The sequence below is a fragment of the Sphingomonas sp. LHG3406-1 genome (genome assembly GCF_029637485.1).
Taxonomy (GTDB): Bacteria; Pseudomonadota; Alphaproteobacteria; order Sphingomonadales; family Sphingomonadaceae; genus Sphingomicrobium.
The window spans coordinates 2,035,709-2,061,303 of sequence record NZ_CP069128.1; the positions used below are offsets into that span (position 1 = coordinate 2,035,709).

General features: G+C 67.5%; 21 protein-coding genes. 15 read left to right on the top strand and 6 right to left on the bottom strand.

Going from position 1 to position 25,595, the window contains the following annotated elements; all coding sequences use genetic code 11:
• Positions 1-91 precede the first annotated feature (91 nt).
• The 10 genes from JOY29_RS09935 to thrS are packed head-to-tail and all read left to right on the top strand — an operon-like array spanning position 92 to position 8,248.
• Positions 92-517, top strand: a complete 426-nt coding sequence (locus JOY29_RS09935) for an SUF system Fe-S cluster assembly regulator (protein WP_300973371.1) — start codon at positions 92-94, stop codon at positions 515-517.
• A complete protein-coding gene (gene sufB / locus JOY29_RS09940) occupies positions 514-1,995 on the top strand; it encodes a Fe-S cluster assembly protein SufB (RefSeq protein WP_300973372.1) in 1,482 nt (493 codons plus the stop codon). Before JOY29_RS09935 ends, sufB begins: the two co-directional genes overlap by 4 nt.
• Positions 1,992-2,381 carry a hypothetical protein gene (locus JOY29_RS09945; protein ID WP_300973373.1) on the top strand — a complete coding sequence of 130 codons (390 nt, stop codon included), beginning with the start codon at positions 1,992-1,994 and terminating at the stop codon, positions 2,379-2,381. Before sufB ends, JOY29_RS09945 begins: the two co-directional genes overlap by 4 nt.
• The gene (gene sufC, locus JOY29_RS09950) at positions 2,381-3,121 is read left to right on the top strand and encodes a Fe-S cluster assembly ATPase SufC (protein ID WP_300973374.1); all 741 of its coding nucleotides are present in this window, start codon (positions 2,381-2,383) and stop codon (positions 3,119-3,121) included. The genes JOY29_RS09945 and sufC overlap by 1 nt, the downstream gene beginning before the upstream one ends.
• Positions 3,118-3,867, top strand: a complete 750-nt coding sequence (locus tag JOY29_RS09955; RefSeq protein ID WP_300973375.1) for a SufD family Fe-S cluster assembly protein — start codon at positions 3,118-3,120, stop codon at positions 3,865-3,867. Before sufC ends, JOY29_RS09955 begins: the two co-directional genes overlap by 4 nt.
• Complete coding sequence (locus tag JOY29_RS09960) at positions 3,864-5,054, top strand: cysteine desulfurase (RefSeq protein WP_300973376.1); 1,191 nt, start codon at positions 3,864-3,866, stop codon at positions 5,052-5,054. Before JOY29_RS09955 ends, JOY29_RS09960 begins: the two co-directional genes overlap by 4 nt.
• On the top strand, positions 5,051-5,521 hold the full coding sequence (locus JOY29_RS09965) for an SUF system Fe-S cluster assembly protein (RefSeq protein ID WP_300973377.1): 471 nt from the start codon (positions 5,051-5,053) through the stop codon (positions 5,519-5,521). The genes JOY29_RS09960 and JOY29_RS09965 overlap by 4 nt, the downstream gene beginning before the upstream one ends.
• Complete coding sequence (locus tag JOY29_RS09970) at positions 5,521-5,877, top strand: iron-sulfur cluster assembly accessory protein (protein ID WP_300973378.1); 357 nt, start codon at positions 5,521-5,523, stop codon at positions 5,875-5,877. Before JOY29_RS09965 ends, JOY29_RS09970 begins: the two co-directional genes overlap by 1 nt.
• Before the next feature lie 38 nt (positions 5,878-5,915).
• Positions 5,916-6,179: a hypothetical protein gene (locus tag JOY29_RS09975; protein ID WP_300973379.1), complete on the top strand. Its 264-nt coding sequence runs from the start codon at positions 5,916-5,918 to the stop codon at positions 6,177-6,179.
• Between the two features lie 56 nt (positions 6,180-6,235).
• Complete coding sequence (gene thrS, locus JOY29_RS09980) at positions 6,236-8,248, top strand: threonine--tRNA ligase (RefSeq protein WP_300973380.1); 2,013 nt, start codon at positions 6,236-6,238, stop codon at positions 8,246-8,248.
• A gap of 25 nt (positions 8,249-8,273) precedes the next feature.
• Here the strand turns inward: thrS and JOY29_RS09985 are convergent, their stop codons facing one another.
• A complete protein-coding gene (locus tag JOY29_RS09985) occupies positions 8,274-8,825 on the bottom strand; it encodes a hypothetical protein (protein ID WP_300973381.1) in 552 nt (183 codons plus the stop codon).
• 191 nt (positions 8,826-9,016) lie between these two features.
• On the opposite strand from JOY29_RS09985, the gene infC reads away from it, so the two are divergent.
• A complete protein-coding gene (gene infC, locus JOY29_RS09990) occupies positions 9,017-9,550 on the top strand; it encodes a translation initiation factor IF-3 (protein ID WP_300973382.1) in 534 nt (177 codons plus the stop codon).
• Positions 9,551-9,934: 384 nt separating this feature from the next.
• On the top strand, positions 9,935-12,724 hold the full coding sequence (locus JOY29_RS09995) for a TonB-dependent receptor (RefSeq protein ID WP_300973383.1): 2,790 nt from the start codon (positions 9,935-9,937) through the stop codon (positions 12,722-12,724).
• 62 nt (positions 12,725-12,786) lie between these two features.
• Here JOY29_RS09995 and JOY29_RS10000 read toward each other — a convergent pair whose 3' ends face one another.
• Together JOY29_RS10000 and mutS are read right to left on the bottom strand one after the other, a co-directional pair.
• Positions 12,787-15,408, bottom strand: coding sequence for a [protein-PII] uridylyltransferase (locus JOY29_RS10000; protein ID WP_300973384.1), 2,622 nt, complete (start codon positions 15,406-15,408; stop codon positions 12,787-12,789).
• Positions 15,405-18,008, bottom strand: a complete 2,604-nt coding sequence (gene mutS / locus JOY29_RS10005) for a DNA mismatch repair protein MutS (RefSeq protein WP_300973385.1) — start codon at positions 18,006-18,008, stop codon at positions 15,405-15,407. The genes JOY29_RS10000 and mutS overlap by 4 nt, the downstream gene beginning before the upstream one ends.
• 134 nt (positions 18,009-18,142) lie before the next feature.
• Here mutS and JOY29_RS10010 point away from each other — a divergent pair, with 134 nt between their 5' ends.
• A complete protein-coding gene (locus tag JOY29_RS10010; RefSeq protein ID WP_300973386.1) occupies positions 18,143-20,422 on the top strand; it encodes an NADP-dependent malic enzyme in 2,280 nt (759 codons plus the stop codon).
• Here JOY29_RS10010 and JOY29_RS10015 read toward each other — a convergent pair.
• Entirely contained in the window at positions 20,419-22,509 is a 2,091-nt protein-coding gene (locus JOY29_RS10015; protein ID WP_300973387.1) for a bifunctional (p)ppGpp synthetase/guanosine-3',5'-bis(diphosphate) 3'-pyrophosphohydrolase, read from the bottom strand. The two genes, JOY29_RS10010 and JOY29_RS10015, sit on opposite strands and share 4 nt — an antisense overlap.
• Before the next feature lie 213 nt (positions 22,510-22,722).
• Here JOY29_RS10015 and JOY29_RS10020 point away from each other — a divergent pair, with 213 nt between their 5' ends.
• Positions 22,723-23,181 carry a helix-turn-helix domain-containing protein gene (locus JOY29_RS10020; protein ID WP_300973388.1) on the top strand — a complete coding sequence of 153 codons (459 nt, stop codon included), beginning with the start codon at positions 22,723-22,725 and terminating at the stop codon, positions 23,179-23,181.
• Positions 23,182-23,200: 19 nt separating this feature from the next.
• On the opposite strand, the gene rpoZ is transcribed toward JOY29_RS10020, so the two are convergent.
• Positions 23,201-23,542 (bottom strand): DNA-directed RNA polymerase subunit omega, encoded by a 342-nt coding sequence (rpoZ, locus tag JOY29_RS10025; RefSeq protein WP_300973389.1) that lies wholly within the window; start codon positions 23,540-23,542, stop codon positions 23,201-23,203.
• A gap of 122 nt (positions 23,543-23,664) precedes the next feature.
• Here rpoZ and JOY29_RS10030 point away from each other — a divergent pair, with 122 nt between their 5' ends.
• Complete coding sequence (locus JOY29_RS10030; RefSeq protein ID WP_300973390.1) at positions 23,665-24,846, top strand: phosphatidylserine/phosphatidylglycerophosphate/cardiolipin synthase family protein; 1,182 nt, start codon at positions 23,665-23,667, stop codon at positions 24,844-24,846.
• Here JOY29_RS10030 and JOY29_RS10035 read toward each other — a convergent pair.
• A complete protein-coding gene (locus JOY29_RS10035) occupies positions 24,843-25,364 on the bottom strand; it encodes a class I SAM-dependent methyltransferase (protein ID WP_300975520.1) in 522 nt (173 codons plus the stop codon). The genes JOY29_RS10030 and JOY29_RS10035 overlap by 4 nt on opposite strands.
• Positions 25,365-25,595 lie beyond the last annotated feature (231 nt).

Sequence of the window (25,595 nt, forward strand, 5' to 3'; positions counted from 1 at the left end):
ACGAATGCCACTTCGGACCGAGTCCGGGGTGACGAGTGGTTGCGGACGGCGGACCCAAGCCCTAAATAAGACCGGAAGGTTCCACAAAACCATGCGCCTTACCCATCTCGCCGATTATGCGGTGGTGATCCTCACCGCCGCCGCCGCCCATGAGCAGGGCGCGCGGCTCAGCGCGGCTGCGCTGGCGGAGGATACCGGGCTGCCGCTGCCCACCACCCAGAAGGTGATGGGCAAGCTCGGTCAGGCGGGGCTGCTCAAGGCGACTCGCGGTATCGGTGGCGGTTTCTCCTTCGCCCGCCCGCCAGAGGCGATCACGCTGGTGGACATCATCGAAGCCGTCGAAGGCCCCATCGCCATGACCCAATGCTGCGGCAGCGACGAGGCAAGCGACTGCGCGATCGATTCCCACTGCCGGATCAAGCCGCACATGAACATCGTCAGCCGCACGGTGCGCGACGCGCTGGCCGGCGTGACCCTCGAACAGCTGGCGCGCGTGCGCAGCCTGGAAGACGCATGAACGAAGAGACCATCATCAAGAACCGCGAGGCGCACGAGGCCGCCGAGAAGCTCGCCACCTACGAGTGGGGCTTTACCTCCGACATCGAATCCGAGTTCGCCCCCAAGGGCCTTTCCGAAGATACCGTCCGCTTCATCAGCGCCAAGAAGGGCGAGCCCGAGTGGCTGCTCGACTGGCGCCTCAAGGCCTATCGCGCCTGGCTGGAGATGGAGGAGGTCGACTGGGCCAAGCTCGACATCCCGGCGATCGATTACCAGGACGCTTATTATTACGCCGAGCCCAAGAAGAAGCCGACTATCGCGTCGCTCGACGAGCTCGACCCGGAGATCCGCCGCACCTACGAGAAGCTTGGCATCCCGATCGAGGAGCAGAAGGTGCTTGCGGGTGTCGAGGGCGCGCGCAAGGTGGCGGTCGATGCGGTGTTCGACAGCGTCTCGGTCGCAACCACCTTCCGCGAGGAGCTGGACCGCGCGGGCGTCATTTTCCGCTCGATCTCGGAAGCGGTGAAGGAATTTCCCGACCTCGTCCGCAAGTATCTCGGCAGCGTCGTGCCGCAGCGCGACAACTTCTTCGCCTGCCTCAACAGCGCGGTCTTCTCCGACGGCACCTTCGTCTACATTCCCGAGGGCGTCCGCTGCCCGATGGAGCTGTCGACCTATTTCCGCATCAATGCCGAGAATACGGGCCAGTTCGAGCGCACTTTGATCGTCGCCGACAAGGGCAGCTACGTGTCCTACCTCGAAGGCTGCACCGCGCCGATGCGCGACGAGAACCAGCTGCATGCCGCAGTGGTCGAGATCGTTGCCCATGACGATGCCGAGGTGAAATACAGCACCGTCCAGAACTGGTACCCAGGCAATGCCGAAGGCGTCGGCGGAATCTACAATTTCGTGACCAAGCGGGCGATGTGCTCAGGGCGAAACAGCAAGGTCAGCTGGACCCAGGTCGAGACCGGCAGCGCGATTACGTGGAAGTATCCGAGCTGCATCCTCAAGGGCGATGGCAGCGTCGGGGAATTCTATTCGGTCGCGCTGACCAACAACCGCCAGCAGGCCGACACCGGCACCAAGATGGTGCACATCGGCAAGAACACCCGCTCGACCATCGTGTCGAAGGGCATTTCGGCCGGGCGTAGCGACAACACCTATCGCGGGCTGGTGCGGGTGCTTCCGGGCGCGGAGAATGTCCGCAACTTTACCCAGTGCGACAGCCTGCTCTTGGGCGACCAGTGCGGCGCGCACACCGTGCCCTACATCGAGGTCAAGAACCCGACCGCGACCATCGAGCATGAAGCGACCACGTCGAAGATCAGCGAGGACCAGTTGTTCTACGCCATGGCGCGCGGACTCGACCAGGAAGCGGCCGTCGCCCTGATCGTCAACGGCTTCGCCCGCGAGGTGCTGAAGCAGCTGCCGATGGAGTTTGCTGTCGAGGCCCAGAAGCTGCTGGGGATCAGCCTTGAGGGGAGCGTAGGGTGATCGCGCTGGCCCTTCTTGCCACGGCTACGACCGCCGTCGACCTCGATGCGCTTGGCGCCGCCGTGGCTACGTGCGACCGGACCGTCGTCAATCCTGCTTTCTCCTCTGAGGCGGCGCGGCGCAGCGAGTTCATGCGCGTGACCTATCGCGAGCAGGAAGCGATCGTCGCCCAGCGCCGCGAGAATGCTGCTCGGCGCGCGGCGATGCGGCAGCAGCCGGACGTCGCTGCTGCGGAAGCCGCTCTCGCCCAGGCCGAAGCTGCGATCGAGGAGCGTCAGCGCGCACTCAACGATCAGCGGCTTCTTGAGGGCCTCCGCCGTGAAGCCATGGACTCGATGCGCCACCATTTCTTGCAGAATTGCCCCGCCGGAAAGCCGAAGAACTGATGTTGAAGATTGAAGACCTCCACGCGACCGTCGCGGACAAGCCGATCCTGAACGGCCTCAGCCTCTCCGTTCCGGCGGGCGAGGTGCATGCGATCATGGGGCCGAACGGGGCGGGCAAGTCGACGCTCGCCTATGTGCTCGGCGGTCGGCCTGGCTATGAGGTGACCGGCGGGTCGGTGTCGCTCGACGGCCAGGACCTGCTGGCGCAGGAGCCGCACGACCGCGCCGCCGCCGGGCTGTTCCTCGGCTTCCAATATCCGGTCGAAATCCCCGGCGTCTCCTCCATGCAGTTCATCCGCGAGAGCCTGAACGCGCAGCGGCGTGCCCGCGGTGAGCAGGAGCTGAGCGGCGCCGAGTTCATCCGCCTCGCCCGCGCCGAAGCGGCCGAGCTCGGCATGGACGTCGACATGCTCAAGCGGCCGGTCAATGTCGGCTTCTCGGGCGGCGAGAAGAAAAGGGCCGAGATGGTCCAGATGGGCATCATGCGCCCGAAGTTCGCGGTGCTCGACGAGACCGACAGCGGGCTCGACATCGACGCGCTGCGGATCGTCGGCGCGGGCATCAACCGCATCATGCGTGCGCCCGACAAGGGTGTGCTGCTGATCACTCATTACCAACGGCTGCTCGACTATGTGCAGCCCGACCGCGTCCACGTGCTGACCGCCGGACAGATCACCCGCTCGGGCGGTCCGGAGCTGGCGCACGAACTTGAGCGCGGGGGCTACGCCGAGGTCGCATGACGTCGCTTGCTCTCCCCACCCGCAAGGACGAGGCGTTTCGCTACGCCGACCTGTCGGCGCTGGACCGCGTCTGGCACGGCCTCGCGCCGGCGCGCCGGATCGACATTCCGGCGGGCGAGCAGGATTCCCGTGTCCTCATCGTCAACCAGGACAGCGTCGAGGTGCATCGCGCCGAGATCGTGCTTCAACCGGGCGCCTCGCTGTCGCTGTTCGTGCTTAACGGCGCGACTGAATATGGTCGGGTCGAGGTCGACGTCACCGTTCGCGACGGGGCGCATTTCGCGCTCCACGCGGCCAACATCGCTGGCGGCAAGGCGACTCAGGAAATCGTCACCACCGTGCGCCACGAGGAGCCGAACGGCACCTCCAACCAGGTCGTCCGCAGCGTGCTCGCCGGCCAGTCCACCGGCTCCTACCTCGGCAAGGTCGCGGTCGCGCGCCATGCGCAAAAGGTCGACGGCGAGCAGTCGGTCAAGGCGATGCTGCTCGACCGCGGCGCGACGGCCAACTGCAAGCCCGAGCTGGAGATTTACGCCGACGACGTGAAGTGCGCCCACGGCGCCAGCGTCGGCGAGCTGGATGCGGACCAATTGTTCTACGCCCTCTCCCGCGGGCTCGATCCGGCCAGTGCCAAGGCGCTGCTGCTCGAGGGCTTCGTCATGCAATTGTGGGACGAAGCCCCCGCGGACCGCCGCGAGGAGCTGATCGCCGAAACCCGCCGCCTGCTGCGGGAGGTGGCGGCGTGAACGTCCAGACTCCCATCGCCGCGTCGCCCGATGTGCGCGACCAGTTCCCGGCCATCTCCGGCTGGCATTATCTCGACAGCGCCGTCTCTGCGCAGAAGCCGCAGGCCGTCGTCGATGCCATCACCCGCGCCTATGCGCAGGATTATGCGAGCGTGCACCGCGGCGTCTACCAGCGCTCGGCGGACATGACGCTCGCCTATGAAGCGGCACGGGTGCGGGCGGCGAACTTCATCGGTGGCGGGGCGGAGGAAGTCGTCTTCACTCGCGGCGCGACCGAGGCGATCAACCTCGTGGCGCAGGTGCTGCCGAAGCAGGGCCGCGATCGCGTGCTCCTCTCCGCGCTCGAACACCACAGCAACATCGTGCCCTGGCAGCTCGCCGGCTACGAGATCGATGTCGTGCCGCTCACCGCCGACGGCCGGATCGATCTCGACGCCACCGAGGCGATGGTCTCCGACCGGCACCGGGTGGTCAGCTTCGCCCATGTGTCGAACGTGCTCGGCTCGATCCTCGACGCCAAGCGGGCGGCCGAGATCGCCCATTCGAAGGGCGCGCTTCTGCTGCTCGACGGCTGCCAGGCAGCGCCGCGGCAGGCGGTGGACGTGGCCGCGATCGGCGCCGATTTCTACGCCTATTCGGGTCACAAGCTCTACGGCCCGACCGGCATCGGCGTGCTGTGGGGGCGCGGCGAGCTGCTCGAGTCCATGCCCCCCTGGCAGGGCGGCGGGGCGATGATCGACCAGGTCAGCTTCGAGCGTAGCACCTTCATGCCCGCGCCGCAGCGGTTCGAGGCCGGCACCCCCCACATCGTCGGCGGAATCGGCCTTGCCGCCGCCATCGACTGGGTCGAAGGCATCGGCACCGAGCGCCTCCACGCCCATGAAGCCGCGCTGGTGGCCGAATGCCGCGAGGCGCTGCGCAGTCTAGGCTTCGTCAAGCTGTTCGGGCCCGAAGAGAGCGCCGGTATCGTCAGTTTCGAGGTCGAGGGCGTGCATCCGCACGACGTCGGCACCATCCTCGACGACTCCGGCGTGGCGATCCGCGCCGGTCATCATTGCGCGCAGCCGCTAATGGCGTTGCTCGGCGTCCCGGCCACCTGCCGCGCCAGCTTCGCCGCCCATAGTGGAAGCGACGACATCGACGCCCTTGTGGAGGGCCTCAGGAAAGTGAAGCGGATCTTCGCATGAACCAGGAACGCAAGATCGAGATCGAGGAAGTGGAGGCGGTCAGCCCCCCGCCCAAGGCGCGCGTCGACCTCGAGACGCCTGCCGAGACGTTCGAGCGCAAGCGCGATTATCTCGCCGGCTTCCTCGCCGAGCAGCCGGCCGACGGGCCGGTGGGCGGGGCCGGGAGCGACCTACAGGCCGCAATCGTCGAGACGCTCAGGACCATCTACGACCCCGAGATACCGGTCGACATTTACGAACTCGGCCTGATCTACGACGTGTCGGTCACCGAGGATGGCGACGCCACGGTGCTCATGACCCTTACTACCCCGCACTGCCCGGTCGCCGAGTCGATGCCGGGCGAGGTCGAGATTCGCGTCCTCTCGGTGCCAGGCGTCCGCGATGCCGAGGTCAAGCTGGTCTGGGACCCGCCCTGGGACCCGAGCAAGATGAGCGACGAGGCCCGGCTCGAACTGGGGATGCTGTGATGGCCGAAACCAAGCTTCGCGTCCGTCCCGCGGCAATCACCCTCACGCCGGGAGCCGAGCAAAGGGTCGCCGATCTGATGGCCAGGGCCCCCGCCGATGCCATCGGAGTCAAGCTCTCCACCCCCCGTCGCGGCTGCTCGGGGCTGGCCTATTCGGTCGATTACGTCACGTCAGAGGACAAGTTTGACGAGAAGATCGAGACTCCGGGCGGCACCTTCTATGTCGATGGCGGATCCATCCTTTATCTGATCGGCTCGGTCATGGACTGGCGGGAGGATGATTTCACCGCCGGCTTCGTGTTCGAGAACCCCAACGCCAAGGGCAGCTGCGGCTGCGGCGAGAGCTTCACCGTCTGAGCCTTTTTGCGCTATAGTCGCCGACGGAGGTGCTGCCGATGCGAGTCCTCGTCGTTCTTGCCACCACGGCGCTGCTCGGCGCCGCGCCCGCTTCCGTCCAGCGAGCCGCGCCCATGCCGGTGCAAAGTCCCTATGCGGACGAGCGCTGTCCCGACACGGCGATGAGCCTTGCCCGCAAGCAGGGCGCCAACCCCCGTGCCCGCAATCTCGCCGAGCTGCCGCCGGCTCAGACCTTCATGGCCGTCGACCGGCGCGTTGACGGCTGTCCGATGCCGTTGCTGGCTGGCGAGGCGCGCCGCTAGGGCCGTACCTTCGAAGGGGGTGCAAAAGCCTTGCTGCACCCGCTAAGGCGCGGCGCATGTCCAGGATGTTCCGAATCTCGCTTCCCGACGGCACCGTGCGGGAGATGCCGGAAGGGTCGACCCCGGCCGACGTCGCCGCCGCCATCGGGCCGGGCCTCGCCAAGGCCGCGCTCGCGGCCCGCGTGAACGGCGAAGTGCGCGACATCATGCGTCCATTCGAAGAGGATGCCGAGCTCGCCCTTATCACCGCGCGGGACGAGAAGGACGCGCTGGAGCTGGTCCGCCATGACTATGCCCACGTCCTCGCCGAGGCGGTGCAGAAGCTCTACCCGGGCACGCAGATCACCTTTGGCCCGGCGACCGACGATGGCTTCTACTACGACTTCGCGCCTGCCGCCGATCGCGGGCCGTTCACCGAAGAGGACCTGCCGGCAATCGAGGAAGCGATGCGCAGTGTCATCGCCGCCGACGAGCCGCTGATCCGCGAAGTGTGGCAGCGTGAGGACGTGCGCGACTTCTTCGCCCGCAGCGGTGAGAGCTTCAAGGCCGAGTGGGTGATGGAGCTGCCCGAAGGCGAGCCGATCACCATGTATCGCTCGGGCCAGGGCGAGAATGCGTGGATGGACCTCTGCCGCGGGCCGCACCTCGCCAGCACCGGCAAGCTCGACCCGCAGGCGTTCAAGCTGACCCGCGTATCGGGCGCCTACTGGCGCGGCGATCCCAAGAACCCGATGCTGAGCCGGATTTACGGCACCGCCTGGCTCAACAAGAAGCAGCTGTCCGAGCATCTCACGCGGCTGGAGGAAGCGGCCAAGCGCGACCATCGCCGCCTGGCCCGGGAGATGGACCTGTTCCACCTCCAGGAAGAAGCGCACGGGTCCATCTTCTGGCACCCCAACGGCTTCAAGATCTGGCGCGAGCTCGAGGCCTACATGCGCCGCAAGATCGATGCCGCCGGCTATCGCGAGATCAAGACCCCGCAAGTGATGGACGCGCACCAGTGGGAGCAGTCCGGCCACTGGGGCAAGTATCGCGAAAACATGTTCGTTATCCCCGACGAGGTGCCGAACACCGAGGACGTCGGTCCCCTCGTCTCCGACGATGCCAAGTGGATGGCGCTGAAGCCGATGAACTGCCCGGCCCACGTGCTGGTCTTCCGCCAGGGTATCAAGAGCTACCGCGACTTGCCGCTGCGCCTGTTCGAGCATGGCTGCTGCCATCGCAACGAACCGCATGGCGCGCTGCATGGCCTGATGCGGGTGCGTCAGTTCACGCAGGACGATGCGCATATCTTCTGCACCGAAGGCCAGGTGGTGGAGGAGGTAAAGGCCTTCTGCGCGCTTGCCGACGCCATCTACAAGGATTTCGGCTTCACCTATCAGGTCAAGCTCGCGCTGCGCCCGGAGAAGCGCTTCGGCTCCGAGGCCGACTGGGACAAGGCCGAGCAGGAGCTGCGCGACGCCGTTGCCGAAGCCGGCATGGCCAACGACGACTATGGCTGGGAGGAGCTTCCGGGCGAAGGCGCCTTTTACGCACCCAAGCTCGAGTGGCACCTGACCGATGCCATCGGCCGGACCTGGCAGGTCGGCACGATCCAGGGCGACCGCGTTCTGCCCGACCGGCTGGATGCGAGCTTCGTCGGCGAGGATGGCGAGCGCCACCGGCCGGTCATGCTCCACCGCGCCATCTTCGGCAGCTACGAACGCTTCATCGGCATCCTGATCGAACATCATGCCGGCCGCTTCCCGGTCTGGCTCGCGCCGACCCAGGCAGTGGTGGCGACGATCGTCTCAGACGCCGACGGCTATGCCAATGAGGTGACCGCCAGGCTGGCCGCGGCCGGGCTTCGGGTCGAGGTCGACACGCGCAACGAGAAGATCAACTACAAGGTGCGCGAACACAGCCTCGCCAAGGTCCCGCTGCTCCTCGTGGTCGGCAAGCGCGAGGCGGAGGAAGGCACCGTCGCGGTGCGCCGCCTCGGCTCGGAGGACCGCCAGCAGGTGATGAGCCTCGACGAGGCGCTTGCCATGCTCAAGGCCGAAGCGACGCCGCCCGACCTGCGCGGCTGACGTCGCCTCTGTTGGCTCCGACGCCTCAGCGCAGGGACGTGCTCCGGTCGCCCGCGGTGCCGGCCTTCGCCGGAACGACGTGGTCGAAGTAATTGTGCATGGTCAGCAGGCGCCCGTCGTCCCGTTCACGGATGGCACGGCGGGCGCTGTCCGCTTCCTCGCCGATGCGGACCAGCCGTTCAAGCGTCGGCGCGGCATAGTCGCAGCGCTCGTCGGGCCGGGCGGTGCGGCAGCGGTCGAGGCAGGTGTCGATCAGCTCGGGCACGCGCTTTTCGCAGCTGATCATCAGCTGAGCCTCTTCCGGGGTCAGCGCCGCCGATCCGCGCTCCGCCAGGAAGGCGCCGATCCGCTCCCGCGCCACGCGCGCCTGCTCGCGCTGGCGGCGGTCGAGATGGCTCGAAAGGCGCGCCCAGCGCGGGTCGGGGATGGCGGCGAAGCCGGGCATGCCCTGCTGGAAACCGGCGGCGAACCCGCGGGCGGTGCGGACGAGCTTTCGCGCCACCTTGATACCGAGCCAGACCATCGCCAGCACGACAAGAAAGAAGAACAGCAATAGGCCGCCAAGGATCTCGAGCATTGGTTTTCCGTCTCCGGCACCCCATGTAGGAATGGCCGGCCTCGGCTTCGAGGGGTTGCCCGTGACGCCACGCCGCCACAGGAGGCCACAAAATGCACGGTGCGCCGCGCCGCCTCTTTTCAGCGGCGGGCGAAGCGCCTAGCTGGCATCCTCGTCCAATTGCATATGGAGATTGCGTTATACGTCCGCCCATGATGCGCCGCCCCTTGGCGCCGCCCCAGCTATCCGGTCCTCGCTACAATGAGTTCATCCAGAGCCAGAAGGTCCGGGTGATCGACGAGAACGGCGAGAACCTTGGCGTGATGTATACGCGTGAAGCGATCGAGCAGGCCGCGGATGTCGGCCTCGACCTGGTCGAGATCAGCCCCAATGCCGACCCGCCCGTCGCCAAGTTCCTCGACATCGGCCGCTTCAAATATGAGGCGCAGAAGAAGGCGAACGAGCAGCGCAAGCGCCAGAAGACGCAGGAGATCAAGGAGATCAAAATGCGTCCGAACATCGACGACCACGACTATGACACCAAGATGAAGAAGGTCGTCGAGTTCCTCGAGGAGGGTGACAAGGTGAAGGTCACCATGCGCTTCCGTGGCCGCGAGATGGCGCACGGCCAGCTTGGCATGGCGGTGCTCCAGCGCGTTGCCGAAGCCACCAACGAGATCGCCAAGGTCGAGGCGCACCCGCGCATGGAAGGCCGCCAGATGCTGATGGTGCTCGCGCCGAAGTGAGCGCCGCCGTTCGCCCGCCTGCGGAGTGCCTCCGCTGTTGCGGGCGGATGGAGCCCGGAAGCACCCCCCAAACGGGCTAGGGGTCCTTCAATTTTTCCCGCTGGATCACGGGCGAACCGGTGGGGAGTTTCTGGATTGGGCTGAAGATCAGGGGCCGAGCCACGCATCCGGTCACCAGCTATTGCTGCCGCTCCTGCGGCATGCTGGAGCATTGCGCGACCGTCTGTGGCTTCGGCGGCGCAAAAAGTTGCTGCGCTGCAGCATGTTGCGGCTGTGTCACAGGGTCGGAGGATTACCTCTCCACAGAGGGTGGCCGTGCTTCCCAAGAGAGGCGCGGCTGCTCTACGCCGCCTCCATATGTATTCTACGGAGGGGTCCTTTTCCATGCGCAAGTCCATCTGGCTGCTTTCGGCCGGCCTGTTTGCCATCTCGACACCGGCGTTCGCGCAGACCGACACCGACCAGGGCGGCGCACAGCCGACCGACGGCGCCACCGCCGAGGCGGGTGCCGTCGAGCAGACCGCCGAGCAGGCGAACAGCGCGGACGCCGGCGACATCGTCGTCACCGCAACCCGCCGCAACGAGGCGCTGTCGGACGTGCCGCTGGCCGTCAGTGCAATCACGGCGCAGACCCTCGAGAATTCGGGCGTCGCCGACATCCGCCAGCTGACCCAGGTCAGCCCGTCGCTGCTGGTCTCCTCGACCTCGTCCGAAGCCGGCGCGGGCGTCGCCCGTATCCGCGGCATCGGCACCGTCGGCGACAATCCGGGTCTTGAAAGCTCGGTCGCCGTCTTCATCGACGGCGTCTATCGTTCGCGCACCGGCACCGGCCTCACCGAACTCGGCCAGATCGACCGCATCGAAGTGCTGCGCGGCCCCCAGGGCACCCTGTTCGGCCGTAACGCCTCGGCCGGCCTCATCTCGATCATCACCGCCAAGCCGAGCTTCAAGCGGCAGGTGAATGCCGAGCTGACCGTCGGCAATTACGACCTGCGGCGCGTCGAAGTCGGCGCAACCGGTGCGCTCAACGACGCCTTCGCGATCCGCGCGGACGCCGTCTACCTGAAGCGCGACGGCTTCCTCACCGACACCATTTCCGGCCGCGACGTCAACAATCGCGACCGTTACCTCGTTCGCCTGCAGGGCCTCTACCGGCCCAACGACAACTTCAGCTTTCGCCTGATCGGCGACTATTCGAAGCGTGACGAGGAATGCTGCGCCGCCACCTACCTTCGCGCCCGTAACTATGCGGTCGTCGCCGGCGGCGTCGCCGAGCAGCCGTCGAGCATTGCCAACCTCGAGCGTGCGCTCGGTGCGACGATCAACGACGACACCTACGCCCGCAAGGTTTCGATCACGCCCGGCCGCGACTTCCGCCAGGACGTGAAGGACTACGGCGTCTCGGGCGAGATCGTGTATGACTTCGGTGGCGCGGAGCTGACCAGCATCACCGCCTATCGCTACAACAACTACATCCGCGGCCAGGACGCGGACTTCAACAACCTCGACATCATCTACCGTCCGGGCGACGGCGGCGCGTACAACAAGTTCAAGACCTTCACCCAGGAGCTCCGCCTCCAGGGCAGTGGCCTGAACGACCGCCTCGACTGGCTCGTCGGCGGCTACCTCGCCCAGGAAGAGCTGACCGTCGCCGACAACCTCAGCTACGGTGCGGACTATGAGCGTTACGCCAACTGCCTGCTGTTCAGCAGCATCCTGCCGTCCGCCGTCCTGCCGACCTCGCCGACCTGCCTCAACGCGGCCGTGGTCGCCCAGGCCGCGGCCGTGTCGCCGACCATCGCCGCGCTGAACTCGGTCCCGGGCCGTCCGGGCCTCGGCTCGCTGGCCGCGACCCTCGGCCTGTCGCCGACCGGCAGCCTTGCGACGGGTCTCAACGACCTTTACGAGCAGAAGAGCCGCAACTTCGCGATCTTCACCCACAACATCTTCAGCCTGACCGACACGCTGAAGCTGACCGTCGGTGCGCGCTACACCCGCGAGCGCAAGACGCTTGACGTGACCCTCACCGACAACAACCTGCTCTGCCGCGCCCTGACATCGCTCAACGGCACGACCAACCCGCTGGCCGGCCTCCAGGCGCTGCAGCAGCTGCCGTGCGTCATCCCGAGCGCGCCGGGCGGCAGCCTGACGCTGGAGAATGGCAAGCGCACCGAGTCCAAGCTGTCGGGTACCGTCGTGCTCAGCTGGAAGCCGAGCGAGGACGTGCTGACCTACGCCAGCTACTCGCGCGGCTACAAGGCGGGCGGCTACAATCTCGATCGTTCGGGCCTGACCCGGACGCTGGTCGGCACCGCGCCGGGTGGCCTCACCTCCGCGTCGCGCCTCAGCCAGCTCGAGTTCAAGCCGGAGATCAACGACGCGCTCGAAGTGGGCGTGAAGTACAACGGCCGGGGCATCGACATCAACGTCGCCGCCTTCCACCAGCTGTTCCGCGATTTCCAGCTCAACACCTTCAACGGGCTGAATTTCTTCGTCGAGAACATCAACAGCTGCAAGAAGTACATCAACGGCCAAGACAGCGATAACTTCGCCGGCAACGGCGCTTGCTCGAAGGACGATCTCCGCTCGGGTGTCCGCAGTCGCGGTGTCGAATTCGAGCTGTTCGCCCGTCCGGTCACCGACGTGTCGGTCAACCTCGGCGCGACCTGGGCCAATACTCGCTACCGGAGCAACCTGGTCGGCGTCGACGGGCGCGGCCTCAGCCCGGCCCTGTTCCAGCTCCCCGGCCGCCGTCTGTCGAACAGCTCGGAACTGGCAGTGACCAGCTCGCTCGCCTTCTCGCCGCGCATCACCGACAGCGGCATCCGCGCTCTGTTCTACGTCGACGCCCGCCACTCGACGCCGTTCAACACCGGTTCCGACCTCGATCTCGAGAAGGTCCAGTCGGCCTACACCGTGGTCAACGGCCGCATCGGCCTGACCGGCCCGAACGGCCTGTGGGGCGTCGAGCTGTGGGCGCAGAACCTGCTCAACGAGGATTATCTGCAGGTCGCCTTCGACGCGACGCTGCAGGGATCGGACACCTTCCGCGCTGTGCAGAACGCGACGCAGGGCCCGGGACGCGGCTTCACCGCCACCTCGTCGAACCAGCTGTTCGGCGCCTTCCTCGGCGAGCCGCGCACCTACGGCGTGACGCTGCGCACGCGCTTCTGATCGCAGAAAGACTAAGGGAAAGGGCCTCGCGGGCGACCGCGGGGCCCTTTCTCATTGGCGGCTCAGGCCGCGGCGGTGACCGGCGCGAGGTCGTCGCGGGCGGCGGCGAGGAGCGCAGGTCGCAGGACAGCAATGTCCGCCGCCGCCAGTTTACGCCCCTGAGCATTGGTCAGGTAGAAGACGTCGACCGCCTTCTCGCCATAGGTCGCGATGTGGGCCGAATGGATGACCTGTCCGCTGTCGTGGATGGCGAGGGCCAGCGCCGCAAGGAGTCCGGAGCGGTCGACTGCTCGCACCTCGACCACCGTGAACCGGCGGGATGCTCCTTCCGCGATGGTCACCGACGGCGCGAGCGCGAAGGCGCTCGTCGATTGGGCAGGCGGCAGGGCCGGCAAGCCCTCGCTTTCCAGCGCGGCGGTCAGCGCCCTGGCGACCCGCTGGCGTCGACGGCGGTCGTTGTAGGGACGCCCCTGCCCATCCTGGATAAGGAGGTTGTCGAGCGCCATGCCGTCGCGGGTCGTGTGGATGCGCGCGCCGACGATGCTCGCGCCGCCCGCCGCTAGGCCGGCGCAGATGCGGTAGAAGAGGCCGGGCCGGTCGGGCGCGAAGATGCTGACCCGCGTGGCGCCCTCTTCCTCGCCTTCGACCAGGACAGACGGCCGACGCTCGCCGATCTCCGCTTCGGCGGCGGCGATCTGGCGGGCGTTGTCGAGGAGCCAGTCGGGCCCTTCCGCCAGCCAATAGCTGTCCGGCAGACGCCGCGCATGGGCGCGCGCCGCCGAAGCGCTCCAGCCGAGGGTCTGGCTGAGCTGTTCCTGCCGTGCGGCAACCTCCTCCGACCGTCCCCGGCGTTTGTAGCCGAGCCGGAGCCGCTCCTCGGCAAGATCGAAGACGTTGCGGATCAGGCGGCGCTTCCATTCCGTCCACACCCCCGGGCCGACGGCGCGGATGTCGACGACCGTCAGCAGCAGCAGCAATCGCAGCCGCTCCGGGCTCTGCACTGCAGCGACCAGATCGTCGATCGTCTGCGGATCGGCGAGGTCGCGCTTGAAGGCCGTCCGGCTGAGCATGAGGTGGTGCCGCACCAGCCAGGCGACCGTATCGGTCTCGCCGGCATCGAGACCCAGGCGCGGACAGAGTTCGCGGGCCACTTCCTCGCCGAGGATCGAATGATCGCCCTTCCGTCCCTTGGCGATGTCGTGGAGCAGCACGGCGGCATAGAGCGTCCGCCGTGACCCGATCTGGCGGAAGAGGGCGCTGGCGAGCGGATGATCTGCGCTGAGCTCCCCGCGCTCGAGCGCCGCCAACAGGCCGACCGCCCGGATCGTATGCTCGTCGACCGTATAGTGATGGTACATGTCGAACTGCATCTGAGCGACGACCTTGCGGAAGTCGGGCACGAAGCGGCCGAAGACATTGGCCTCGTTCATCCAGCGCAGCACCAGTTCGGGATGGTCGCGCGTGGTGAGCACCTCGAGGAAGAGGGCGTTGGCGGTCGGATCGTCGCGCACTCGGTCGACCAGGCGGGCATCGCGCGTCGCGGCCCGCATGGCGCTCGGGTGAATCTCCATCTTTTCGCGCGCGGCGAGCGCGAACAGCGCGATGAGGCGGACCGGATCCTCACGCAGGAAGCGATCGTGCGGCAGCGCCAGGCGTCCCCGATCGATGACGAAGCCGCCGAGGCGGCGCGGGCGGCGGAGAAAGGTCGGAAGGGCGAACCGCCGCCCCTTGCTTCCCAATTGCTCGTCGAGCTGCGCGAGGAACTGGCCGGTCAGGTCACCGACGGTTCGCGCCTGCAGGAAGTACATCTGCATGAAGCGCTCGACGGCGCTCTTGCCCGGCCGGTCGGCATAGGCGAGCGCGGTCGCGAGCTCCCGCTGGTGAGCGAAGCTCAGCCGTTCCTCGGCGCGCCCGGCGATCCGGTGCAGCAGGCAGCGCACCGACCAGAAGAAGCGCATCGCCCGGTCGAAGCGGGCATGTTCGGCATGGGTCAACAGTCCCGAGGCGACCAGCCCCTTGGTGCTGTCGACGCCGTGCACGTAACGGCCGACCCACAGCAGGGTGTGAAGATCGCGAAGCCCGCCCTTGCCGTTCTTGACGTTGGGCTCGACCAGGTAGCGGCTGTCGCCGAACTTCTCGTGCCGCTCGTCCCGTTCCGCCAGCTTCGCCGCCACGAATTCCGCCGCGCTGCCGGCGACGATCTCGTCCCGGAAGCGCTTCGCCGTCTCTTCGTAGAGGTCCCGGTCGCCGCCGACGAAGCGACTCTCCAGCATGGCGGTACGGACGGTCAGATCGCTGCGGGCAAGCTGGAGCAGTTCGCCTGGCGTGCGGATCGCCTGCCCGACCTTCAGCTTGGCGTCCCACAATGCATAGAGCGTCGCCTCGATCACCTGCTCGCACCAGGCGGTGCGCGGTTGGGGAATGAGGAACATGAGGTCGACATCGCTGAACGGTGCCATCTCGCCGCGGCCGTAGCCGCCGAGCGCCACCAGGCTCACCCGCTCGCCCGACGAGGGATTGGCGTTGGGATAGGCCGCGAGCGCATCGTCGAAGGCCGCGCGGACGATCTCGTCCATGGCGTGGCTGAAGGCCCTGGCGTGCAGCCGCCCGTCCGACGGACAATCGTCGATCGCTGCGAACATGGCGGCGCGCGCCTGTTCCAGCCGGTCGGCGAGGGCGGTCATCCCGCCTGCTCCCCGGCGATCCGCTTCAGTGCATAGAGCGCTTCCAGCGCCTCGCGCGGCGTCAGCGCATCGGGGTCGATGCCTGACAGGGCGGTCGTGAGCGGGTCGGCCGCCGGCTCCGGGTCCGTGGTCAGCGCGGCGAAGAGCGGCAGGTCGTCCAGCCCCGCTGCGACCCCGCCGGTCGCGTCGCGGCCGGCCTCGAGCTTGGCCAGCACCGACTTGGCGCGGGAAACGACGGACGGCGGAAGACCGGCGAGGCGGCCCACGGCGATGCCGTAGCTGCGATCGGCGGCTCCTTCCGCCACTTCGTGCAACAAGACGAGGTCGCCCTTCCACTCGCGCGCCCGGACATGGTGAAGCGACAGGCAGGGAAGGCGCCCGGCGAGGCGCGTCAGCTCGTGATAATGTGTGGCGAACAGGGTGCGCGACCGCGCCTCGTCATGCATCGCCTCGACAACCGCCCAGGCGATGGCGAGGCCGTCGTAGGTCGAGGTACCCCGCCCGATCTCGTCGAGGATGACGAGGCTCCGCTCCGTCGCCTGGGCGAGAATGGCGGCGGTCTCGACCATCTCGACCATGAAGGTCGAGCGCCCGCGCGCGAGATTGTCCGAGGCGCCGACGCGGCTGAACAAACGGTCGACCAGCCCGACGCGCGCGCGGCTTGCGGGTACGAAGCTTCCGGCCTGCGCGAGCAGGGCGATCAGCGCCACCTGCCGAAGGAAGGTCGACTTGCCGCCCATGTTGGGCCCGGTGATCAGCCACAGCCGGTCGGCGGGACCGAGGCAGCAGTCGTTGGCGACGAACCGCTCGCCAAGGTTCGCCAGCGCCCGCTCCACCACCGGATGGCGTCCGCCTTCGATCTCCAGGCGAGGCGCGTCGTCGAGCGCCGGGCGGACCCAGCTTCCTTCGGCGGCCCGCTCGGCGAGCGCCGCGGCGACGTCGATCCGGGCGAGCGCGTCGGCGGTGACGGCGATGGCCGCGGCCTCCGCCACGGCTCGGCCGGTCAGCTCGGCGAGATGCGCCTGTTCGAGCGCCAGCGCATGGCCGCCCGCTTCCAGCACCCGGCTCGCTTCCTCGTGCAGCGCGGGGCTGTTGAAGCGCACCGCACCCGCCATGGTCTGGCGATGGGTGAAGCCGCTGTCGGGTGCGAGCAGCTTGTCGGCGTGCCTGGCCGGCACTTCGACATGGTAGCCGAGCACCGCATTGTGCCGGATTTTGAGCGCTGCGATGCCGGTCGCGTCGCGGTAGCGGCTCTCCAGCTCGGCGATGGCGCGGCGGCCGTCGCTTGAAGCCGAACGCAGCCGGTCGAGCTCGGGATCGAACCCTTCGGCGATGAACCCGCCCTTGGCCGAGTCGAGCGGCGGATTGGCGACAAGTGCCCGGCCGAGCGCCTCCGTCAGTGCGTCATGGCCGCCAAGCTGGGGCAGCAGCATGTCGAGCAGGCGCGGGCGGAGGGCCTGGGCGGCCAGCGTCGCGCCAAGCTCTGCCGCCCCATCGAGCCCGTCACGGAGCGACGCGAGATCGCGCGGGGAGCCGCGTCCGGCGACGATCCGGCCGAGCGCGCGCCCCAGATCGGGCAGGCTGCGCAGCGTCGATCGCACCCGTTCACGCCGGATCGGCTCCTCGGAGAACCAGGCGACGAGGTCGAGCCGGTCCTCGATTGCGGCTTTGTCGGTCAGCGGCGCGGCGAGATCGGCACCGAGAAGCCGGCGACCGGCCGCGGTGACGCAGCGATCGACCTCGCCGAGCAGCGAGCCGGCAATCTGCCCTTCCGCGGTCCGGCAGATCTCGAGGCTGGTGCGGGTGGCGGCATCGATCGCCATGTGGCCGGAGCGCTGGATCCGGCGGGGCAGCGCAAGGAAGGCGGTCGCATCGCGCTGGGTCGCGTCGAGATAGGCCAGCAGGCCACCCGCCGCAGCCAGCTCGGCGCGTCCCGGAGCGCCGAGGCCGTCGAGATCGGCCAGGCCGAAGCGGCGCTTGAGCGCGCGTTCTCCGGCGCTGCTGTCGAAGCCCTCATGACCCCAGCGGGCAGTGATCCCGGAGAGCGGGTCGGCGCCGATCACTTCGGCCGGCCCGAGGCGCGCGAGCTCGGCCGGCAACTCGCTCAGCGAGCAGGCGACCAGCTCGAAGCGGCCGGTCGAGATATCGCAGGCGGCGATGGCATGGTCGTCGCCGGCGCGGCCCACTGCCGCCAGCCAGTTGGCCGAGCCGCTTTCGAGCAATGTCTCTTCGGTCAGCGTGCCCGGTGTGACCAGCCGGACGATCGCACGCTCGACCAACGCCTTCGACCCGCGTGCCTTGCGGGCCTCGGCCGGGCTCTCCGTCTGCTCGGCGATGGCGACGCGGTGGCCGGCGCGGATGAGCCGGGCGAGATAGCCTTCAGCGGCATGGATGGGCACGCCGCACATCGGCACCGGCTCGCCACCATGATCGCCGCGCCTGGTGAGCGCGATGTCGAGGCAGGCCGCGGCGACCTTGGCATCCTCGAAGAACAATTCGAAGAAATCGCCCATGCGGTAGAACAGCAGGGCATCACCGGCCTCGGCCTTGAGGCGGTGGTACTGCTTCATCATCGGAGTGTCGGCATCGGCCCGGGCCATGGGGGTTGGTTAGCCTTATTCTCCGACATGCTGAACTTGTTTCAGCATCCACGGCGTCGCCAGAGCATGCCGCGCGATGGATCCTGACCTTCGTCAGGATGACGGATGGGCTGCCGTAGGCTAGAGCCACAGCCATGTCCGAAAGCAATGTGAAGTTCTCCGAGGCCGAAGCCCTGCATTTCCATGCGCGGGGACGGCCGGGGAAGATCGAGATCGTCGCCTCCAAGCCGATGGCGACCCAGCGCGACCTCAGCCTCGCTTACTCGCCCGGAGTCGCCGTGCCGGTGCGGGCGATCGCCGAGGATCCTTCCCGGGCCTATGACTATACGGCCAAGGGCAATCTCGTCGCGGTCATCTCCAACGGCACTGCCATCCTCGGCCTCGGCGACCTCGGCGCGCTGGCGTCCAAGCCGGTGATGGAAGGCAAGGCGGTGCTGTTCAAGCGCTTCGCCGACGTCGATTCGATCGATATCGAGCTCGACACGCGCGACCCCAAGGCGTTCATCGACGCGGTGGCGCTGATGGAGCCGACCTTCGGCGGCATCAACCTCGAGGACATCGCCGCCCCCGACTGCTTCGTCATCGAGCAGACGCTGCGCGAGCGGATGAACATTCCGGTCTTCCACGACGACCAGCATGGCACGGCGATCATCACCGCCGCCGGCCTTATCAACGCCTGCCTGCTGACCGGCCGCGAGCTTCGCGACGTGAAGGTGGTGGTGAACGGCGCCGGCGCGGCAGCCATCGCCTGCACCGAGCTGATCAAGGCGATGGGCGTGCGCGGCGACAATGTGATCATGTGCGACCGCACCGGAGTCATCCACAAGGAACGCGACGACCTCGACCAGTGGAAGAGCGCGCATGCGGTGGTGACCGAGCGGCGGACGCTGGCAGAAGCGCTAGACGGCGCCGACGTCTTCCTCGGCCTCAGCGCCGCCCGGGCGCTAAAACCCGAGTGGGTGACCAAGATGGCGCCGCAGCCGATCATCTTCGCCATGGCCAATCCGGACCCCGAGATCACGCCCCCGGAGGCCAAGGCCGCGCGGCCCGACGCGATCGTGGCGACGGGGCGGTCGGACTATCCGAACCAGGTCAACAACGTCCTTGGCTTCCCCTTCATCTTCCGCGGCGCGCTCGACGTGCGGGCGACCGCGATCAATGACGAGATGAAGATCGCCGCCGCCAATGCGCTCGCCGAGCTGGCGCGCGAGGCGGTGCCGGAGGAGGTGGCGGCGGCCTATGGCGGCGTCAGCCAGCGCTTCGGCGCCGACTACATCATCCCCGCGCCTTTCGACCCGCGGCTGATGGAAGTGGTGCCGGCGGCGGTCGCCGAGGCCGCGATGCGCTCGGGCGTGGCGCAGCGGCCGATCGAGAATTTCGCCGCCTATCGCCAGTCGCTTCGGGCGCGGCTCAATCCGACCGTCAGCGTCCTCAGCCTTGCCTATGAGGCGGCGAAGTCCAATCCCAAGCGCGTTCTGTTCGCCGAAGGCGAGGAGCATGTCGTGCTGCGTGCCGCCATCGCCTTCAAGGAAAGCGGCTACGGCACGCCGGTGCTGGTCGGGCGCGAGGACGTCTACGACAAGCTGCGCGATCTCGGGATCGACGATCCGTCCGGCTACGAGGTGCTCAACAGCCGCAATTCGCCGCTTGTCGGGCGTGCGGTGGACCATCTCTATGGCCGACTCCAGCGAAGGGGCTTTCTCCGCCGCGAGATCGAGCGGATGGTCAACCAGGACCGCAACTATTTCGCCGCCGCCATGCTGGCGCTGGGCGAGGCGGACGCGATGATCACGGGCGTCACCCGTCCGTTCAGCCAGTCGCTGCGCCAGGTCGAGATGGTGATCGACCATGAGGACGGTTCGGACCCGTTCGGAGTGAACATCATCGTCGGCCAGAATCAGACGGTGCTGATCGCCGACACGGCGGTGACCGAACGGCCGACGGCGGAACAGCTGGCGGCGATCGCCGTGCGCTCCGCCGCCTTCGCCCGGCGGATGGGCCAGGAGCCCCGCGTCGCCTTCGTCAGCTACACCACCTTCGGCAATCCGCCGGGCGCCTATGTCGGCGATCTGCGGGAGGCCGTGCAGCTTCTCGACAAACGCACGGTCGATTTCGAATATGAGGGCGAGATGGCGCCCGACCTTGCGCTCAATCACGAGATGCAGCGGCGCTACTATCCGTTCAGCCGCCTGTCGGGCCCGGCCAACATCCTCATCATGCCCGGACTCCAGTCGGCCAGCCTGTCCGCCAAGCTGCTGCGAGCCGTCGGCGGGGAGAATGTGCTCGGGCCCTTCCTGCTGGGCATGAAGCTGCCGGTTCAGATCGCGCCGATGACGGCGGGTGCGAGCGACTTGGTGACTCTGGCGGTGCTTGCCGCCGGCGCCGTGGAGCGCGCGCGGGGCGCTAGCTTCTAGACGCGCTCGACGCTCGACACCGGATCGGCCGATCGAAGCGCCGCCATGATGGCGTGGAGGTGGGCGAGGTCGTGCACTTCCACGTCGACGTGGAAGGTGTGGAAGCTGCCGTCTCGGTGGACCTGGTGCAGGTTGATGATGTTGGCGCCCTTGTTGCCGAGCGTCGTCGCCATCGTGCCGAGCGCGCCGGTCACGTCGCGAAGGATGATGCACAGCCGCGCCGTGGCGCCGTCCGAATCGTCGCTCCACGCGAGGTCGAGCCAGTCGGCGTCGATTCCGCTGGCGAGGATGTCGCATCCGATGGCGTGAACCTCGATCTCCTCGTCCTCGCGCCGAAGCCCGACGATCCGGTCGCCGGGGATGGGGTGGCAGCAGGGGGCGAGGTGGAAGGCGACGCCCGGAGTCAGGCCGCGGATCGAAATGGCCCTGCGCTGGGCAGCCGGGCGCGGCGCGACGTCGCCGCCGGTGGAGCCAGGCATCAGCGCCTCCATCAGCGCCTCGTCGCCGACCCGCTTGCGGGCGATGGCGATCATCAGCGCGTCTTCCTCCTCGACCTTCAGCTTCTTCAGCGCACGCGGAAGTGCTTCCTTGGGCAGCGGCACCGGCAGCCGCGCGACGATCTCGTCATAGATCTTGCGGCCCAGTTCGACCGTCTCGTCCCGCTCCTTGTGGCGGACGAAGCGGCGGATCGCCGAGCGTGCCTTGCCGGTGGCGACGAAGCGCAGCCAGCTCGGTTGCGGGGTCTGCGCATCGGAGGTCAGGATCTCCACCTGGTCGCCATTGTCGAGCAGGGTCCGGAGCGGCACCACGCGGCCATTGACCTTGGCCCCGACCGTCTTGTCGCCGAGCCTGGTGTGGACGGCATAAGCGAAGTCGACCGGAGTCGCGCCCTTCGGCAGCTGGATCAGCTCGCCCTTCGGGGTGAAGGCGAAGATCCGGTCCTGGTACATCGCCATCCGGGTGTGCTCGAGCAGCTCTTCGGGCGATGCGGCATGGTCGAGGATCTCGACCAGGTCGTCGATCCACGGCACATGGATGTCGGCGGCGGGCTTGCCCTCCTTGTAGGCCCAGTGGGCGGCAAGCCCCTTCTCCGCCTGCAGGTGCATCTCGCGGGTGCGGATCTGCACCTCGATGCGCATCTTGCTGTCATGGATCACCGACGTGTGCAGCGAACGGTAGCCGTTGCGCTTGGGCGTCGAAACGAAGTCCTTGAAGCGGCCCGGGACCATCGGCCAGCGGCGATGGATGAAGCCCAATGCCCGATAGCAGTCGGCGACATCGTCGACGATGACCCGGAAGGCCATGACGTCTGACAGTTGCTCGAAGCTGATGTGGCGCTCGGCCATCTTGCGCCAGATGGAGAAGGGATGCTTCTCGCGGCCGGTCACCTCGGCGGTCAGTCCATTGTCGGCGAGGTGGAGCTGGAGGCCGAGGCCGATACGGCTGACGAGGTCGCCGCCTTCGGCATGGAGCTGGGCCAGGCGCCGGGTGATCGAGGCGTAGGCGTCCGGCTCCAGTTGCCGGAAAGCCAGCGTCTGCATCTCGTTCATGATCTCGTACATGCCGATCCGCTCGGCGAGCGGGGCATAGATATCCATCGTCTCACGGGCGATTCGGCGGCGCTTGTCCTCGTTCGTGATGTGGTGGAGCGTGCGCATGTTGTGCAGCCGGTCGGCGAGCTTCACCAGCAGCACGCGAATGTCACCGGACAGGGCGAGCAGGAACTTGCGAAGGTTCTCGGCGGCCCGCTCGTTTTCGGACTGCGCTTCGATCTTGCTGAGCTTGGTGACGCCATCGACGAGCCGGGCGACGCTCGCCCCGAACAGCTTTTCGACTTCCTCGGGCGTCGCGACCGTATCCTCAATCGTGTCGTGCAGGATGCCGGTGACAATCGTCTCGTCGTCGAGCTTCAGGTCGGTGAGGATGCCGGCCACTTCGATCGGGTGACTGAAGTAGGGATCGCCGGACGCGCGGGTCTGCGAGCCATGCGCCTTCATGGAGAAGACGTAGGCGCGATTGATCAGCCCCTCATCCGCGTCGGGATCGTAGGATCGGACTCGCTCGACCAGCTCATATTGACGAAGCACAGTTGCAATGTGGGACCAGCCGCCCCCTTGTTGCAAGTGCGAAGTGGCGGGGCAGGGTTGCAACGTTGATGCAAGTTAGCAGCAGCATACTAGTTTCGGCCGAAAATCTGTGCTTGAGTCTGACAGCTGAATCGCAAGGGGTGTTGGCGAATGGCGCGTGATGACGGCCTTGTTCGGGCCTTTCGTGCTGCATCGGACGTATGTCCGATACCCATGGCAGTCGATCTCATCGGTGAGCGCTGGACCTGCCTGATCCTCCGCGCCTCCATGCTGGGCCTGTGCCACTTCGAGGAATTTCAGGCGTGCCTCGGTATCGCCCGGAACATACTCTCGGATCGGTTGGGACGCCTGGTTGCCGGCGGCATTCTCGCCCGAACGCCGGACCCGGAGGACGGGCGCAAGGTCATCTACGCCCTCACGGCGCGTGGCGCCGGATTGCTGCCGGTGCTGGTGGCGCTGCGTCAGTGGGCGCTGGACTCCGGCCTCGGCAAGCCAAGCCACCCGGCCTTGGCGGACCGGCGTGACCGGCTGCCGGTGGCTCGGCTCACGCTGCAGGCGCAGGATGGCCGCCCGCTGGAGCTTGAGGATCTGGTCTGGGTTGGGCCCGAGGGCGAGGAACTGGCGCTCCCCGCGGCCACGGTGCCGAGCCGGTCGCGGCGAAGCGCCGCCTGACGGTCAGGCGGCGGTCGGCTTACTCGTAATCGCCGCCCGACGGAGTCGGACGCGGCGGAGCGGCAGCGGTGAGACGCAGCGCCTCGGCCGATTCGCTCAGCGACGCCAGCTCGTCAGTGGCATCTTCCTCGTCGATCTGGACGCGCTGCAGGCTCGAGACCAGCGCCTCGCCCAGCTCGCGCGGACGGACGGTCTCTTCGGCGATCTCGCGCAGGGCAACGACGGGGTTCTTGTCGCGGTCACGGTCGAGGGTGAGGTCGGCGCCGCCCGAGATCTGCCGGGCGCGCTGCGCCGCAAGCAGGACCAGATCGAAGCGGTTGGGGATCTTGTCGACGCAATCTTCGACAGTGACGCGTGCCATCGGGCGAGGCCTCTCGGGGTAAAGCGCTGAAGCAGGAAAGGGGCTGACCTAGTCGCTGGAGCCCTTCCAGTCAAGGAAATCGCCTGCTGGCCACCATGCCCCCGAGCGACTAGGCAGCCCTCATGCAAGGCCTGGTCGAGCCACGCCCCGCTCTCGCCGACCGCTCCGCCATCACGGCGGACGTAGCCGGAACGCGCCTGACCCTCGTCGAACTGGGCTCCGATCGGCTGCGCCTGCTGCTGCAGATGATCGACCGGTCCAAGCAATCGGTGCGGCTGCTCTTCTACATGATGGACGGCGACGCCGCGGGCGAAGCGGTGCGCGACGCACTGGCCCGGGCAGCTGCGCGCGGCTGTTCGGTGAGCCTCATCCTGGACGGCTTCGGTTCCGATCTGCCCGCAGGCTTCCTCGATCCCATCCGGGATGCCGGCGGCAGGACCTGCCTGTTCCACCCGCGCTTCGGTGCCCGATATCTGCTGCGCAACCACCAGAAGCTGGTGGTGGTCGACGACCGCGAGGCGATCACCGGGGGCGCGAACATCACGGTCGATTATGTGAGCGACCGGTCGGAGCGGCGCTGGCGCGACCTTTGGCTGCATCTCGAAGGAGCGGCCGTTCGCCCTGCGGCACGCTATTTCGACGCGCTGATGCGCTGGTCCTCGGGGGAGCGCCCGCGTCTCCGAGCGCTGCGCCGCATCCTGCACCGGCATACGCAGCGCAAAGGAGCCCTGCAATGGCAGCTCTCCGGCCCGGTGCGACGCGGTCATCCGTGGACGGTGCAGGTGGCTCGGGATCTCGCCGGGGCGCAGCGGCTGGACATGATCTCGGCCTACTTCTCGCCCCCTTTCGCCATGCTGCGCCGGCTGGCCCGGCTGGGATCGAACGGGCAGGTGCGGATCCTGACCGCCGCCAAGTCCGACAACAATGCGACGATCGCGGCGGCGCGGCACACCTACCGGAGGCTTCTTCGCCACCATGTGCGCATGTTCGAATTCCTCCCGGAAAAGCTGCACACCAAGCTGCTCATCATCGACGACGTGGTGCATCTCGGATCGGCCAACTTCGACTTCCGCAGCCTTTACCTCAATCTCGAGATGATGCTGCGGATCGAGGATGCCGGCTTTGCCGCGCAGATGCGTGGCTATTTCGAGCGGCAGCTGACGGAGGCGCAGGAGATCACGCCGGCCCTGCACAGGGCGCGGGCGAGCTGGTGGCGGCGGCTGAAGTGGGGGCTGTCGAACTTCCTGGTGACGGCGGTCGACTATACGGTGACGCGCCGGCTGAACTTCGGGCCGGAGCGCTAGTCCGCTTCGTTTCGCCACGCCCAGAAGAGCGTCGCCGGCGGAACGTTGATCCACTCGAACCCGCGGTCCAGCCGGTCGAACACGGGCGCGATGAAGTCGCGGACCTTGGGGCTGAACTGATAGACGAGGAAGGCGCCGCCCGGGCGGATCGCGCGTGCCGTCGCCGCGCCGATCGCATCGCCCACGCCCGGCGGAAGGGTCGAAAAGGGCAGGCCCGACAGAATGTAATCGGCCTCGCCGAGGCCGCGGTCGGCAAGCACCTTTTCGACGTCGGCTGCACTGGCGGTGACCGCGATCAGCCGCGGATCGTCGATGCTTTCCTTGAGGAAGGCAGTGAATTCCGCATTGGTGTCGATGGTCACCAGCCGTGCATCTTCCGGCAGCCGGTCGAGGATTACGCGGGTGAAGGTGCCGACGCCCGGACCGTACTCGACGAAGAGCCTGGTCTCGTCCCAGTTCACGGGACCGAGCATCCTGTCGATGAGGCGGCGGCTCGACGGGATGACCGAGCCGACCATCACCGGGTGCTTGAAGAAGCCGCGCAAGAAGGCGAGCCGCTCGGAGCCGCTGAGACGGCGTCGGGCAAGGCGGCGCCGGTCCTTGAGCGCGCGGGCGGAAGTGGCTTGCATGGGGGCTCCGGCTAAAGCGTCGGCGGGCGGCTGGCAATGGCGCAAGTGCAAATGCCTGCGAAAGCGGCAAAGTTCCGGTGCCGCACTTGTCGCCCGGCGGAGCAAAGCTCTAGTGATGGC